Origin of the sequence: Enterobacter cloacae complex sp. 370H10 (assembly GCF_050031535.1) — a bacterium.
Taxonomy (GTDB): Bacteria; Pseudomonadota; Gammaproteobacteria; order Enterobacterales; family Enterobacteriaceae; genus Enterobacter; species Enterobacter intestinihominis.
This window is the reverse complement of sequence record NZ_JBLGWG010000001.1, coordinates 1,511,945-1,525,938: the sequence shown is the minus strand read 5'-3', so window position 1 is coordinate 1,525,938 and position 13,994 is coordinate 1,511,945. Positions and strand designations below refer to the sequence as shown.

Annotated in this window: 20 protein-coding genes; 6 read left to right on the top strand and 14 right to left on the bottom strand. The window is 51.7% G+C overall.

Annotation, left to right across the window (positions count from 1 at the left end; translation table 11 throughout):
- Window positions 1-83: 83 nt before the first annotated feature.
- The 3 genes from gpM to ACQG2Q_RS07425 are packed head-to-tail and all read right to left on the bottom strand — an operon-like array spanning window position 84 to window position 2,664.
- Window positions 84-785 (bottom strand): phage terminase small subunit, encoded by a 702-nt coding sequence (gpM, locus tag ACQG2Q_RS07435; RefSeq protein ID WP_096216978.1) that lies wholly within the window; start codon window positions 783-785, stop codon window positions 84-86.
- A 3-nt stretch (window positions 786-788) separates the two neighbouring features.
- Entirely contained in the window at window positions 789-1,811 is a 1,023-nt protein-coding gene (locus ACQG2Q_RS07430; RefSeq protein WP_039268761.1) for a phage major capsid protein, P2 family, read from the bottom strand.
- Window positions 1,812-1,869: 58 nt separating this feature from the next.
- Window positions 1,870-2,664, bottom strand: a complete 795-nt coding sequence (locus ACQG2Q_RS07425) for a GPO family capsid scaffolding protein (protein WP_198091820.1) — start codon at window positions 2,662-2,664, stop codon at window positions 1,870-1,872.
- Window positions 2,665-2,836: 172 nt separating this feature from the next.
- Here ACQG2Q_RS07425 and ACQG2Q_RS07420 point away from each other — a divergent pair, with 172 nt between their 5' ends.
- The 3 genes from ACQG2Q_RS07420 to ACQG2Q_RS07410 are packed head-to-tail and all read left to right on the top strand — an operon-like array spanning window position 2,837 to window position 5,981.
- Complete coding sequence (locus ACQG2Q_RS07420; RefSeq protein ID WP_096216898.1) at window positions 2,837-4,612, top strand: terminase large subunit domain-containing protein; 1,776 nt, start codon at window positions 2,837-2,839, stop codon at window positions 4,610-4,612.
- Window positions 4,609-5,661 (top strand): phage portal protein, encoded by a 1,053-nt coding sequence (locus ACQG2Q_RS07415; protein WP_096216899.1) that lies wholly within the window; start codon window positions 4,609-4,611, stop codon window positions 5,659-5,661. The genes ACQG2Q_RS07420 and ACQG2Q_RS07415 overlap by 4 nt, the downstream gene beginning before the upstream one ends.
- Window positions 5,658-5,981, top strand: coding sequence for an ogr/Delta-like zinc finger family protein (locus ACQG2Q_RS07410; protein WP_096216900.1), 324 nt, complete (start codon window positions 5,658-5,660; stop codon window positions 5,979-5,981). Before ACQG2Q_RS07415 ends, ACQG2Q_RS07410 begins: the two co-directional genes overlap by 4 nt.
- Here ACQG2Q_RS07410 and ACQG2Q_RS07405 read toward each other — a convergent pair.
- From ACQG2Q_RS07405 to ACQG2Q_RS07355, 11 genes are all read right to left on the bottom strand, one after another.
- A complete protein-coding gene (locus tag ACQG2Q_RS07405) occupies window positions 5,955-6,257 on the bottom strand; it encodes a hypothetical protein (protein ID WP_232350969.1) in 303 nt (100 codons plus the stop codon). The two genes, ACQG2Q_RS07410 and ACQG2Q_RS07405, sit on opposite strands and share 27 nt — an antisense overlap.
- 24 nt (window positions 6,258-6,281) lie before the next feature.
- Window positions 6,282-8,330: a replication endonuclease gene (locus ACQG2Q_RS07400; RefSeq protein WP_198091821.1), complete on the bottom strand. Its 2,049-nt coding sequence runs from the start codon at window positions 8,328-8,330 to the stop codon at window positions 6,282-6,284.
- On the bottom strand, window positions 8,299-8,511 hold the full coding sequence (locus ACQG2Q_RS07395) for a hypothetical protein (protein WP_063860661.1): 213 nt from the start codon (window positions 8,509-8,511) through the stop codon (window positions 8,299-8,301). Before ACQG2Q_RS07395 ends, ACQG2Q_RS07400 begins: the two co-directional genes overlap by 32 nt.
- Window positions 8,508-9,374 carry a DNA adenine methylase gene (locus ACQG2Q_RS07390; protein WP_058700457.1) on the bottom strand — a complete coding sequence of 289 codons (867 nt, stop codon included), beginning with the start codon at window positions 9,372-9,374 and terminating at the stop codon, window positions 8,508-8,510. The genes ACQG2Q_RS07395 and ACQG2Q_RS07390 overlap by 4 nt, the downstream gene beginning before the upstream one ends.
- On the bottom strand, window positions 9,368-9,667 hold the full coding sequence (locus tag ACQG2Q_RS07385; protein ID WP_096216622.1) for a DUF3850 domain-containing protein: 300 nt from the start codon (window positions 9,665-9,667) through the stop codon (window positions 9,368-9,370). The genes ACQG2Q_RS07390 and ACQG2Q_RS07385 overlap by 7 nt, the downstream gene beginning before the upstream one ends.
- On the bottom strand, window positions 9,658-9,891 hold the full coding sequence (locus ACQG2Q_RS07380; protein WP_096216623.1) for a DUF2732 family protein: 234 nt from the start codon (window positions 9,889-9,891) through the stop codon (window positions 9,658-9,660). Before ACQG2Q_RS07380 ends, ACQG2Q_RS07385 begins: the two co-directional genes overlap by 10 nt.
- Window positions 9,892-9,957: 66 nt before the next feature.
- Window positions 9,958-10,359 (bottom strand): hypothetical protein, encoded by a 402-nt coding sequence (locus ACQG2Q_RS07375; RefSeq protein ID WP_096216624.1) that lies wholly within the window; start codon window positions 10,357-10,359, stop codon window positions 9,958-9,960.
- Window positions 10,359-10,787 (bottom strand): hypothetical protein, encoded by a 429-nt coding sequence (locus ACQG2Q_RS07370; RefSeq protein WP_198091822.1) that lies wholly within the window; start codon window positions 10,785-10,787, stop codon window positions 10,359-10,361. Before ACQG2Q_RS07370 ends, ACQG2Q_RS07375 begins: the two co-directional genes overlap by 1 nt.
- Window positions 10,777-10,971, bottom strand: a complete 195-nt coding sequence (locus ACQG2Q_RS07365; protein ID WP_198091823.1) for a phage filamentation protein Fil family protein — start codon at window positions 10,969-10,971, stop codon at window positions 10,777-10,779. The genes ACQG2Q_RS07370 and ACQG2Q_RS07365 overlap by 11 nt, the downstream gene beginning before the upstream one ends.
- A 9-nt stretch (window positions 10,972-10,980) precedes the next feature.
- Window positions 10,981-11,484, bottom strand: a complete 504-nt coding sequence (locus ACQG2Q_RS07360) for a phage regulatory CII family protein (RefSeq protein WP_198091824.1) — start codon at window positions 11,482-11,484, stop codon at window positions 10,981-10,983.
- Between the two features lie 30 nt (window positions 11,485-11,514).
- Window positions 11,515-11,736, bottom strand: coding sequence for a hypothetical protein (locus ACQG2Q_RS07355; protein WP_001247709.1), 222 nt, complete (start codon window positions 11,734-11,736; stop codon window positions 11,515-11,517).
- A 119-nt stretch (window positions 11,737-11,855) separates the two neighbouring features.
- On the opposite strand from ACQG2Q_RS07355, the gene ACQG2Q_RS07350 reads away from it, so the two are divergent.
- The 3 genes from ACQG2Q_RS07350 (at window position 11,856) to mntS (ending at window position 13,770) form a co-directional block, all read left to right on the top strand.
- Window positions 11,856-12,434, top strand: a complete 579-nt coding sequence (locus ACQG2Q_RS07350) for a phage repressor protein CI (RefSeq protein WP_096216626.1) — start codon at window positions 11,856-11,858, stop codon at window positions 12,432-12,434.
- The gene (locus tag ACQG2Q_RS07345) at window positions 12,435-13,475 is read left to right on the top strand and encodes a phage integrase (protein WP_096216627.1); all 1,041 of its coding nucleotides are present in this window, start codon (window positions 12,435-12,437) and stop codon (window positions 13,473-13,475) included.
- A 166-nt stretch (window positions 13,476-13,641) separates the two neighbouring features.
- A complete protein-coding gene (mntS, locus tag ACQG2Q_RS07340) occupies window positions 13,642-13,770 on the top strand; it encodes a manganase accumulation protein MntS (protein WP_022647525.1) in 129 nt (42 codons plus the stop codon).
- The last annotated feature ends 224 nt before the right edge of the window (window positions 13,771-13,994 follow it).

The following is a 13,994-nucleotide window of genomic DNA, read 5'->3' as shown; positions in this document are numbered from 1 at the left end:
ATAGGCGGGCTGTCCGGTTTCCACGGCGCAGCTTCACATCGTGTTTCTGCCCTCCACCGCGCCCGCCTGGCTTGCGGTAGTCTTTAACCCTGCGTCAGTTTTCGGATGCGCGCGGCAATGGTCTGCCGCTGCGTTCTAACGCCGATTTTTGAGTAATACTGTTCGGCGGAGGCCAGCAGCTGATCGGCTTTCTGAAGTGTTTCCACATCGTCCACACCCGCCGCTGTTTTCTGGCCATCCTCACCGCGCAGCAGCTGCAACCCGGCGAACTTGTACCATTTCGCTGTCACCTGCTCATGCAGCCGCCACCTGGTGGCCACATTCTCAAACGTGCGTGAAAAATACGGTTCAATGCTTTCCCCGCGTCCCGCAGACTCCTCCGCCCAGGCCAGCATCGTATCGGCCACGAACGTAGGAAAATTGCTGCGCAGCCGTTCCGGCGTGGCCTGTTGCTGGGCAATGGCGATATCAGCCCACTCCAGCGCCTTATCCAGATCGCCCACGTCAAACAGCCAGATCACGCACCACGCCAGAACCGGATTGGCATACACCTGGCCGCTGGCCAGATACGCTTCCACAGTCGGAACCCATTTCGGCAGCAGCACGTTGCGCTTATGCTCAACGCGATCAGCAATCAGCGGCAGGCTTCGCACCTGTTCCACGTCTGTTTCCAGCGCCTTAATCAGCAGGTGCATGCTTTCCGTGGTGCCAACGGCCAGGCTTTGCTTGAGCTTTTGTTCCATCGCAATGCGCTGGTTATGACGCTGCGCGGGTGAAAGAGACATTGATTAACCCTCCACTGGCTCAGACGGCTTGCCGATGGTCACGGCATTTTCATCAATCGCCGCGTACAGCTCCGGCTCTTCAATCGCGTAGCCTTCATTACGCAGATAGCTGTTTTCGAACTGTTTGCGATCATCTTCAAAGCGAGCTTTACGCTGGCGCGTGTTGCGCTGGGTATAGATGTGCAGGTTAGAAAGCGGCGTAACCACCATGCGTTTGCCCGGCATGAACGGCGGGATAATCGCCTGACGGCCAGCAATGGTGTTGCCCAGCAGCTGCGCCGCGATTTTTTCCGTTGGGCGGTCAGCAGCCTGGAACAGTCGGTACTGTTCAGCGGCCACCAGGTCAGCACCTACCAGCACCACCAGGCGCGGGTCATTACGGAACTGTGCCGGGATTTTGGCGTTAATCAGATCGGAGGCCATCGCATCCAGCGATTTGTAATCACCCGCCTGATCGAGCACCACCGGATCGGTCATGATTTGCTTGCCGTCCAGCATCGTTTTCATGATTTCATGCCAGCCAATGTTGACATCTTCACCATTTGGGTTGGCTTTAGGGTCTGTGGTTTTGGCGCGGTGTGTACCGTTAAAGCCGATACGCAGCATATCCATCGCAAACGCCTGGGTGCTGAAGGTCTGCACCAGGTTGTAAAACTCGTTTTCTTCCTTCCCGGCGTTCGCCCAGACGGAGAGCAGATCCCAGCGCAGCGCCGCGCAGCTGTCTGTCTCAACCAGTGAGTAGGTATTGCCGTCAACCCCCACCTGGCGGACAAAACGGCCAGTTTCGCTGCGCCCGGTATGGAGAACAGACGCGCCCACGTTGACGACCTGGCCACTCAGCTGGTCAACGTCCAGCGTGGTGATCCAGTTCAGGAACTCCACGGACTCCAGCATGGCCAGACGCAGCGCTGTTTCCTGCGGGTCATTTAGCGAAAAATAACGGCCAGGGTTTTGCGTGCCAAAATGCTGCGCCATACCCGCCGTATAATTGTCCAGTAAATCCCGCGCACGGTTATTCAGTAACATAAGACTCCCTCGCAATTAAGCGATAATAAAAAGTTTTGCTTATTCGCGTTGCGGTTAATTACAGGTAACTAAATTTTCCGGATTTAGACGGAACCTGACGCTGTTTACGCTGACCACCTTTATTACCCAGCTCGTTAAATCGGGTAACAATTTCTTTGGCGTTATCACGGATAACGGAAAACTCTTCCGTGTCCACGACTTCGGTAATAGTGTCAACATCGTCCTGCACGGAATTAAGCTGGGTTTCAATTTTACCCACACGCGCTTCCAGATCGTTCAGAGCGCTCGCCAGCGCCTGCAATTTATCATCAGCAGGTGGATCGTCCTGCGAATTTTCATCTTCAAACTTCGGCTTAATACCAAACAATTTCTGCCAGTTTTTCATCTTCCCTTCCTGCGTAATTTTACCGTTACGGGAAATCACACAACTGTAATATCCCTGTTTGTTTAATTTGCGCCGACTAAAACGCAATCGTGTTGTACCTACACTGGCCGGATGGTCTGTTACTGCCAGCCCCATCAAATATGTACGCTCCCCTCCACGCCAGTTCAGCTCCGGCTCTACGGAGAAATACAGCAGCTGGCCTTCGTCGTTTGCGTAAATCAGGCGCTTATTCGGGCACAGGCTGACATACAGCCGCGCCAGCCCGTCATCCCCGTCCTGCCACATCGCCTCCAGCACTTCGCCGAAATTGCCACATGAATCGTCATGCTCTGGCCATATCAATGCGGCGTAATGGTTAGGATCATAGGTTTCCGCCATGTCGATAATCCATTGCCGTTCCAGCACGCGTCCATCAACCGTATCGCCTTCAGTAGCAACACACAGCCAGCCAGTTTTTAAATGCGACACATATTTCCCCCTCTGTCGATTAACTGTTTCCCTTGCTGTGGATTTGATTATTGCTAATTAAACACATCCCCGCATTACGCTTTATTCTGAACAGTTCGGTTATAAGTCATTACCGAACAGCCCCGAATTAACCCCGCCGTTTTTTCATCAGCACCACGGCATAATTAAATCTATGGCTAAATACTCAGAAGAATTAAAAGGCGTTGTCCGCGCTCTTTACCTGCGCCGCTACACGCCGAAAGAAATTGCATCAGAATTAAATCTGCCGAATGCGCGGATCGTTTACTACTGGGCGGAAAAATATAAATGGGCTGACCTGCTCAGTTTCGAAAGCACAGAGGAGGCAATTGAACGCCGTTACCAGCTGTTAGCCGGGCGTGACAATAAAACGGATCTGGATTTAAAAGAAATGGATTTGCTTATTGCTCACGCCACAAAGCTGCGCGCCCAGAGCAATAAGCATAAAGAAAAGCTGGCCTACAGCCAGGGGGAACGGCAAGCAGCTGCGCGAGGAGATAGCGAGGACGAGCCACGCAGCAAACGCAAGTACAAGAAAAACGATATTTCATCACTCACTCAGGAGGATTTTGACACCTGGGCGGACGAACATCTTTTCGAATATCAGAAACACCTGCGCCGCAACATCGGCCAGCTGGTCAGGAACATCCTGAAAAGCCGCCAGATCGGTGCAACCTGGTACTTTGCGTTTGAGGCGTTCGAAAACGCAGTAATGACGGGCGATCCGCAAATCTTCCTGTCCGCGTCCAAAGCCCAGGCGGAGGTGTTCCGGTCTTACATCGTCAACATAGCCGAACAGTATTTCGGTATCACGCTGACCGGGAACCCGATCCGCTTAAGCAACGGCGCAGAGCTGCGTTTTCTGTCGACCAACAAAAACACCGCCCAGTCATACAGTGGCCATCTTTACTGTGATGAATATTTTTGGGTACCCAACTTCGCAAAACTCAATGAAGTGGCCAGTGCGATGGCCACCCATGACAAATGGCGCACCACCTACTTTTCCACACCATCGGCCAAAACGCACCAGGCGTATCCGTTCTGGACGGGTGAAGAGTGGAAACAGGGAAGCAAGAAACGTGCGGCCATTACGTTTCCGCTGTTCGATGAAATGCGGAACGGTGGACGGCTCTGCCCGGATGGCCAGTGGCGCTATGTCATCACTATGGAAGATGCCATTGCGGGTGGCTTCAATCTGGCCAACATCGAGAAGCTGCGCAACCGCTACAACACCGCCACATTCGACATGCTTTATATGTGCGTGTTTGTGGACAGCAAGGATTCCGTTTTCAGCTTTTCCGATCTGGAAGCGTGCGGCGTGGAGGTGGACACCTGGCAGGATCACGACCCGGACGCAAAACGGCCGTTTGGTGACAGGCCAGTCTGGGGCGGCTTTGACCCGGCACGCAGCGGCGATTTGTCGTGTTTCGTCATCGTCGCCCCGCCGATGTTTGCAGTGGAAAAATTCCGTGTGCTGAAGGTGATTTACTGGAAGGGAATGAACTTCCGCTACCAGGCAAAGCAGATCGAAAAGCTGTTTGACCAGTACAACTTCACGTATCTGGGCGTGGACGTAACCGGGATCGGCCAGGGGGTGTTTGACAATATCCAGCACTTTGCCATGAAGGTTGTTGTTCCGATTCGCTACGACATGAACACCAAAAACCAGCTGGTTCTGAAGGCCGCCGATGTGGTGGAAAGCCAGCGTATCGAATGGGACAAAAACCTGAAGGAAATCCCGGCCAGCTTTATGTCTGTGCGGCGTACCACCACACAGAGTGGTAACGCCATGACCTTTGTCGCAGACCGCAGCCAGGACACTGGCCACGCAGAGGCATTCTGGGCAATTACCCACGCCCTGCATAACGAACCACTTAACTACGAAAACAAACCAAAATCCCGCTGGGGTGTAAGGAAACAAGCAGCATGAACAAAAAGAAACGCTTTGTGAAACGCGATCAGCGCGGCGACAAATCAAAAAAAATGAGCATTATCAGCTTCGGCAAACCGGAACCGGTACTGACAACCGGAACCGATTACCGGGAAATCTGGTACGACAACGCCGCCGATCACTACACCCAGCCGATTGACCGCCTGGCGCTGGCGCAGCTTATCAACCTGAACGGCCAGCACGGTGGAATTATTCACGCCCGTAAAAACATGGTGACGGCGGACTATCAGGGCGGCGGCCTGACGTTCGACGAGCTGGAGGCCGCTGTTTTTGACTACCTGACGTTTGGTGATATCGCTGTGGCCAAAATCCGTAATGGCTGGGGAGATGTGATCGGGCTTCAGCCGTTGCCGGGGCTTTACCTCCGCCGACGAAAGGAGAGAGAAAACGCGGAGACTGTGCCCGGGGATTATGTGGTTTTACAGGAAGGCGAGCCGCTGGCGTTCCCGCCTGAAGATATCATTTTCATCAAGATGTACGACCCGCAGCAGCACATCTATGGTCTGCCGGACTACATCGGCGGCGTTCACTCTGCCCTGCTGAACAGTGAGGCGGTTATCTTCCGCCGTCGCTACTACCACAACGGCGCCCACACGGGTGGCATTTTATATACCCGTGACCCCAGCATGACGGACGAAATGGAGGAAGAGATTGAACAGCAGCTGCGGGACAGCAAGGGGATCGGCAACTTCTCCACCATCCTGGTAAACATCCCTGGCGGCGACGGCGACGCGATCAAGTTTATTGAGATGGGGGATATTTCGGCCAAAGATGAATTTGCGAGTGTGAAAAACATCAGTGCACAGGACATTCTGAACGCGCACCGCTTCCCGGCCGGGCTTGCAGGTATCGTTCCGCAGAACACTGCCGGACTGGGCGACCCGGAAAAGGTTGAACGCACCTACAAAAAGAATGAAGTGCTGCCCATTCAGCGCCGCCTGGCGATGGCCATCAACAGCGATCCGGAAATTCCGCGCCACCTGCATTTAAATTTTGCTGAAGAAACAACGGTGAAGGGTGCAGCATGATGCAAAAAAGGCTAAAATCCAGGCATTATTTGACAGCCGGAGAATGGAATATGAGAGTCCTGAAAATTGAATGTCCGGAGTGCGGCTCTAAGGCTGTGATTCGCAAAACTAACCGAAAGCACCGCCAGATTGCAGATATTTACTGTGCCTGTGCTGATGTGGAGTGTGGGCACACTTTTGTTATGAATTTGACGTTTTCCCACACTCTCAGCCCCAGTGCTAAAACGGGTGATACTTTGGTGCAAACCTTGCTGAAAAACCTGTCACCCGATCAAAAGCAAATGGCGCTTGATTTATTGAAGGCTGCGCCCGCCGCCTGAAAAACCCCCGCTCTGGGGGTTTTTTATTTCCCCCCTGACAACGCTACGCATTTCTTCGGCAATCTCGCCGATCCAGGTTAAGGCAATAGTCTTTTCCTTCGTGCTTATCTCACTTACATGGGCAATTTTCGCCAGTAATTCGATGCGCTCCAGCTTTGCTGATGCCTCTAAGATATCCATGCAGCCCTCCCACAAATAAAACACTGTATAAGCATACAGTATACCTAAACGCACAATATGTGAAATGATAATTAGCGCAAATGAAAATTTACGCATTACTTATCACGTACTTACATACCATTACTGCCAGCCTGGCCATTGTTCGTTTTCCGGACTGTTCCGCTTCTCTTGCAACCGCCCTTCACGGTAAATCAGGGCTGAACGGCCAAATTTGAGGCCGCCTCCCCGTTTCAGAATGTCGATTTCTTCATCCGTTCCGGCAAACCCGCGCTGGTTCAGTTCCAGTTTTAACCGTCTCCGGGTTCCTCCCTCCGTACAGTTATTGACAGAACTCCAAGGGGCGGCGCTGCCGCCAGAAAAACCCGCCTCCGCTGGCGCTTCGGCCAACTTCGCAACCTTCTGCCACTTAACCAGACGGGTGCAAACTTCGGAATCAGGGATCAAAGGCGAATAGATACCCTGCACACGCTGAACATCTTCTGCGTACTCGTTACCCTGTTCAGTGATTTCATAGGCCAGACGAACGACCAGATCGCGACGCGCAACCAGTGCGCCACCCTGCAACTGGGTATAAGCCGCCCAGTCCCCTACATCAGCAGCCGCCAGCACTGCATCCATGCGGCTATCAGTCAGGCGCTGATCGCCCAGACGGCGCAACTCACGCCATACAGTCACAGGCGCACCACCAATTTGCTGAAACTGACGAATACGCCAGCGGGATGCCCAGGCCGATACGGATTTGGCCATATCTCGCAGGTTTTCCCCGGTTTCTTCATCCTGCTCGCCATCGAGCGCAAAGCCGTCGATATTTTTTGAGATATATTTAGCGATATAGCCTGTTGCCGACCCTTTAGCGGGATCGATAGGCTCAACGTGAAAACGCGCTTTAAGCGCGTTGGGTGTCTGAAGCTCTTCTGAATCGGCAATCCTGGCGTGATAGCAAAGGATATCGCGTACCGCCTCAACGTCATGTGGTTGCATAAACAGCAGCATATGCCAGTGCGGTGTCCCGTCGTGGTGTGGTTCCACCACACGAAAACCAAAAACATGAATACCGGCACGGGAGATCGCCGCGCGTGCTTTTGCCCAGACGTTGCATAAATAACGCTGCGTATCCCGTGGGCTTAATCCGTTCCACTGAGACACAAAGCCGCCCTTACTGTGTACAGCGTGATAACGTGAAGGCGCAGTGATTGTGTAAAACTCGCCAGCCAGCCCCTGTTCATTGGCGATATCTTCAAACCCACGCATACGCACCATCAGTTCACAGCGACGTATTGCCGGGTTAGCAACGCTGCGGTGTACCATGCTGTCCAGCGCAATGCGGTTGCCCTCTTCGTCTATCAGATCAAACTTTTTGAAGAACTCCAGATTACGTTTCTTCTGTTCAATCCATTCGCCCAGGGTTTTACGTGATACGTAGGCGCTGGCAGATTTCTGCACCTGGCCAACGGCGATGGCCAGATGTTCACGTTGCAGATCACGGGCACGCTTCAGGCGCTGGTACCACCATTCCGGTGCCATGAGACGCAAAATACCGGACTCCGCTTTTCGGTTTTCCAGGTGGCCATCATTGGCTTCATGTTCTGCCCAGTAAGGCGGCTGATTGTTCAGCATGAGGGAAAGCGAACAAAGGTTGCGGTAAGCCTCCAGCGTGCGCTGGCGCATATCATGTTCGTCTTTTGGTTTGCCCTTCAGCGTGTCGGTGAAGTCATAAAACATCTGAGCCATCCAGCCAGAGACCTGGCCAGACAGCTTTTTGAGATCGGTACGGTCAAGCGACGGCAACCGCTGCAATGATTTTCCAAATGGGAGATCGATTACATCAGCGGCCAGCTGGTAACGCGCAGCCACTTTCCGCAGACGTGGCAATACATTCTCACCGATTGTTTTGCGCAGGAATGTATTGGCACGGCGGCGGCCGTCACGACCAGCAAACAGCTTTTCGTAACGGTTGCCAAAATACCCGGCTAGCCAGTCGGGTATTTCATGAAGGAACTGTGAGCGCCATTCGTAGTCCTGTGGGTTAACTGCCCACAAACGGCGCTCTGTGATTGTTGCATCCGCTGGCGTTCCTGGCGCAAAAGTATCACGCCGCCAGATATCGACGGCATGATGTTGGCCAGCAAGAGACAGATCAGCCACGATTAACCCACTTCTTCCAGGCATTAATCATGTAAGCAGCGACACATACCGCCACCAGTACAGGCCAGACGAGGGAAGAGATAGCGACCAAAATAAAGTCCACATCATCTGACGTCTCCGCGTCCCGGCGCTCTTCCCAGGAAAAGAAGATAAAAGCCGCAAATACCGTCAGCGCATACAGCCCGGTCATGGGTTCAGTCATCATTTCGCCACCACCCCAGCGCTGGAGGCTGTGGAAACTGGTGATTTCAGGATCAGCTCTGCGGCAGATTTCTGGCTTGCAGCTGCGGCACCAACACTGCGCGGCGCTTTGACTTTCATCGCCTCAAACCCGGCGTAAAGGTAATGCACCATTTCCAGATCGCTGTTTGACGCAACAACACTCACGCCCTTTTCAGCGAGACGGCGCAGTTTTCTGGCCAGCCGCCCCTGATCAAGATGCGAAAAACCGCTTTCGGTGTATGAGGTGAAATTTCCTGATTCCGTCAGGTATGGCGGATCGCAATAGACCACATCCCCGGCACGAACCAGCGCAAGCGTTTCGGAGTAATGGGCGGTGATGAAAGTTGCGCGCTTCGCCTTTTCAGCAAATGCGCGGACTTCTTTAAGCGGGAAATAGTTTTTCTTGTACTTTCCGAAAGGGACATTGAACTGGCCACGGCGGTTGTAACGGCAAAGCCCGTTAAAACCGTGACGGTTCAGGTACATGAAACGGGCAGCGGCTTCAACGCTTTCAGCCCCACGCCCCTTTCCGGACAAATTGAACGCGTCCCGGACGGCATAGTAAAAAATAGCGCGACTCTCCTGTTCACCTAACGCCCCGGCAGAAAACAGGGTTTCAAGCTCCACAAGAAACGCGTCGGTATGATAGGCCATCGCCTTATACAGATTGACTAAATCCGGGTTCAGATCAGCGATCAGGTATTCGTCATAGTCCGTATTCATCATGACGGCGCACGAACCAGCGAACGGTTCAACCAGGCGCTTACCTTCCGGCAAGTGGTTACGCAGCTGTGGCATAAGACGGACTTTGCTGCCAACCCACTTAAGAGGTGTTTTAACTACCATTGAACACCCCCAGAGATCACATATGCGAGAGCGTCCAAAGGCGACAGGGTACGAATGGAAAGCATCACCCAACCGCATGAATCTGGCATAACTTCGTTAACGGGTAGGATGTGGGTAATTACAGCCGCCCACTCTCTCCCTGTGTATGAGCCATGCTTCCATTCCTGTAATAACAGGACATCGCCCACACTGTAGGCGCGGTCATTTTTGCGCAGCTCCGCCTTTTTCTGGCCAGAAAACACAGCATCCAGATACTTTGAAGCGATTTTCATACTATGAATTTTTACTGCCATGCTGCACCGCCTTTGCTGCAAATGGCCGCAGCTTCTTCACGAATCAGCTCTACGATTTCGGCAGCGCTTAGCCCTTCATTGGCGGCAAAGGTGGCCAGCTTATCCAAACGGGTTGAACACAAATCAGCCGCTGCAATCTTCCCCTCCTGCGTGGCCTTTATGAGCATTGCCATCAGGTCAATACCTGATTCTGTTGCTGGTAAATTCTGACGATTCATGTGCATTTTGGTTTCCTTAAGGCAAAAGAATCCCCGGCCACCGCAGGGATGGCCAAAAATTCCGGCAGTTAATTAGTGGAAAGAGACGGTAACGGGCGCGGCTGAGTAGCTCGGCGCGGGTATCTGGTGCAGCTCGTAGGTGTTGCGCCACCATTCCTGGATCAGCGCCTTAACTTCCCCAGCGCCTAATGACCCGGCGATGTAATACATGGAACGAATGCTGGCAATTGCTTCAACCTGCTGGAACTCGCTTTCCGCTTCACGATAGACACAGCACCAGTACGCAACATTCACGGCCAGCCAGTGGCGTTTGTTTGTCATATGCTCGGTTTCGTTAAAGAAAAACGGATGTAAGGCGACACGGCCATTTTTAACGGTGCTTTTCTCCAGAAAGAGAATGGCGTAATTGTGTGGAACACCCCACGCAGCCAGCTCCTGTCCCAGTTCTTTGGCGTTTACAGAGATAATGGACATTAATGATTCTCCTGCTGTTGCATCTTATGAACGATATGAGGCGCGATAATCATTTGCACGCCATTACTGCTGTGGATCGGATGTGCCTTTTTCACCTGGCGGTTAGCGCTGCGCTTTGAAAAATCGCTGTCGCTCAGACTCCCGAACCCTTCAAACGTCAGACGCGCCCTGGATATGCCCTGGCGCAGCTGAATCATTGCCCGGTAGTCCAGGCGTTCGAATAACTCTGACCAGTAGCATTTGCTCAGATGGGCTTTGAAAACGTCCATTCCGGAAGTAACCGCCGCCGCATGTAAAACAACCCCGCGCCATTCTGGTGTTAATTTGTCCCACCAGTCCGCAGCTTCGCTTTTGTCGCTCCAGTGCTTACGGCGAATATTCCCCAGCCACTTCAGGCCAATTTCCTGCTGCTTTTCGCTAATGGCCATAACGCCCCCTGATAATCCCGAACAAACGAAACCACCATGGACGACGAGACGAACGGGTATTGAATTTGTACTGGTGGCCAGGGTTCCAGCGTTGGCCGTTTGGCAGTTCAAGCCAGCCAGTTGTCCCGCTGGCCAGCTGCATGGCCGGAGATTCTTTTTTCAGATAGGTAACGAACGCTTTCATGGTTATCCCTCACATCATGCTGCTGGCACTGGAAGTCACGATATCGACGGCAGCAGCAAGAACCGGCGCAGACTGGAGGCGGCTTTCAACGGTGTAAGCCAGAACGGAAAGGGAACGGATGGCATCACGGGCACGATCAAGAATTTGTGTGCGGCGTGCGGCGGTCATGTGCTCAGTTGATACAGCTTCCCCAGCGATCGCACCTACATTTGCAGTGGCGATCAACGCGCAAAATTGCATGTTGGCTTCAGTGGCGTTATTGACCGGAACGGACGGAAGGCAGTTAATCTGCCCCAGCATCCCATCGAGCAAACGGGCATCTTCCGTGTAATCGGTGATAGCCAGCAGCTCGTCACAGGTCAGGCGGTGTGGTTGAATCGGGTTCAACTTATTGCGCAGGATCTGCGGACGCATACCAACGGCAGCGGCCACATCTTCCAGATTGTGCGACAGCGCAAACGCTCGGCAAGCTGCATCAAAGTGAGCATGTTTAGAAGTCTGATAATCAAACATTGTTAGCTCCGCTCTAATCTGTAGGATGAATTACGCGTTAAGCGAAATGTCACATTCACTTAAAGCCTGGATAGTGAGCGCGGCCATGTTGACTTCGACCAAGCCTTTCTTCTGCTTACCCTTCGGCTTAATTGGTAATTTTCCGTATTCAATCAGGTTTCTAGCGGTTTCCTTGTTGGTACCAGTACGGCGGCAATACTCGTCTAAAGGCAGGTATGGTTCCGGGATGATGATTGTAATGTTCGGACGCATAAGGCAAACTCCATTAGTTAACCTGTACGGCAATACAGGTCGGTAACTGTCAATATTCACTTAAACCTACAAAGCGAAGTTTAAACTCACTTTGTGATAATTTTCAAGGTAAAATTTTCGTGAACCTACAGATTGAGTTTTCCCAAGGCGGAGCAGAGGTGTTGGATAGAGTTATCCAGGCGTATGGTTTCAACACTAAATTAGCTCTAGCCGAGCATCTTGATATTGCAAGCAGTAGCCTAGCTAACCGCTATAAGAGGGATTTCTTCCCAGCTGACATCGTTGTTAAATGTATGGCTGAGACAGGGGCAACGTTAGAATGGCTAGCGACTGGGCAAGGTAGAAAGTTCAACGATGAAGATTTAGATATCATGAAACTGCCGCGCAAGAAGATCGTGGACGGCAAACTCTATGAGTCTGGTTTTCTTATGCTCGATAAGGTTACTTTTTTACCAGGTAAGCCTTTACCGCAGAATCCAGTCTGTGTGATTGATAACTCACTGCAATACATTATTGATCAGCACTTTACCGAAGTTTATGACGATGTTTGGCTTGTTGAAGTTGAAGGTAAAACCAGCGTTAGAACACTGACAAGAATCCCTGTGGGAAAGGTTAGAGTAAGCGGCGTAGGTATGGCTTTTGACTGCGGGATTGACGATATAAAAATCATTGGCCGCGTTGTTCTGACGATTGAATAAATGAGCGTTCGTAAACTTCCGACAGGCGAATGGATCGCCGACTTCTACACCGTCAACCGCAGTAATGGTAAGAACGGTAAGCGAATTCGTAAAAAATTTGCCACAAAAGGTGAAGCCCTGGCATTTGAGAATCATACGCTTCAGAAGGTAGACAGTGCGCCATGGCTGGGTGAAGGGAAAGACAAACGAAGCCTAATCGATCTTATTACGATGTGGTATGAACGCCATGGGGTTGCTTTGCGCAACGGTCAAAAGCGTAAAGATGCTATGACCTGGGCGGCAGAATGCATGGGATTCCCGCTGGCTACAGAGTTCAATGCCCAGCTGTTCACTGCCTACCGCGCTAAAAGGCTTGAAGGGCATTATGCCCGCACCAACAGAGTCTCCAAGATTTCCCCGAAAACAATGAATCTTGAGCATGCTTACTTTCTGGCCATGTTCAATGAACTGAAGCGGATCGGGGAATGGTCAGCTCCCAACCCTTTGGAAAATGTTAGACAATATCGCACTGATGAATCCGAAATGGCCTTTCTCTCTGTTGATGAAATTGATCGGCTTTTGATGGAATGCAAACGGAGCAAGGTAAAGTTCTTAGTGCTAGTCGTGAAAATCTGTCTTTCTACAGGGGCAAGATGGAATGAAGCTGCAACGCTTAAAGGTTCTCAGATTGCTGGCGGTAAAGTCACGTTTGTCAAAACCAAAGGAAAGCGCAACAGAACCATTCCCCTTGATGACGAACTTTTGGCTGAACTACCTGATACGAAAGGCGCTCTGTTTCCGCAGCCCTGCTACAACGCTTTCCGCTCTGCTTTGGAGCGTGCCAAGATAGAACTCCCCTCCGGCCAGCTTACCCATGTGCTGCGCCATACGTTTGCCAGCCACTTTATGATGAACGGCGGCAACATTCTTGTTCTGCAAAAAATTCTTGGTCATGCTGATATCACCATGACGATGCGTTATGCGCATTTTGCCCCTAGCCACCTTGAAGATGCCGTGCGTCTTAATCCCTTAAAATGTCGCAAAAATGTCGCGACAGCTTAGAAATACTGCCTAATACTCACCTTTATTGACTAGCCTAACTTATTGATAACTATCTAACTTATTGTTTTTTGTAGATAGTTGATGCTTTACAATATAGCCTGTGCTATATCTGTATGTAATGCAGTCACCCTTCACGGATCGAAGGGATCATGAATCAGGAGGTCTTATGAATGAATTCAAGAGGTGTATGAACGTGTTTACCCACTCTCCTTTTAAAGTGCGTCTAATGCTGTTGAACATGCTGTGCGATATGTTTAACGCCAAACCGCATCAGGACGACAAATCTTCTCACTAAGCGGCGTCGCGGCACGCCGCTTCATTTTCCTGTCACACTTTCGTTGTAAACTCGCTTTTTCCTGATTATTTTTGCGGATTTGCAGCCCCCTTCGCAAAACATCTGTTTAGCAACTGTTGACCTTGATTCACGCTCGCACTATCTTCTTGCAGCCCTGCACAATTTGCGGCTCGCTGAAGCGGACCTCCATTCCCTTTCCACGCACTGTCCGGCAGGCTTTGACC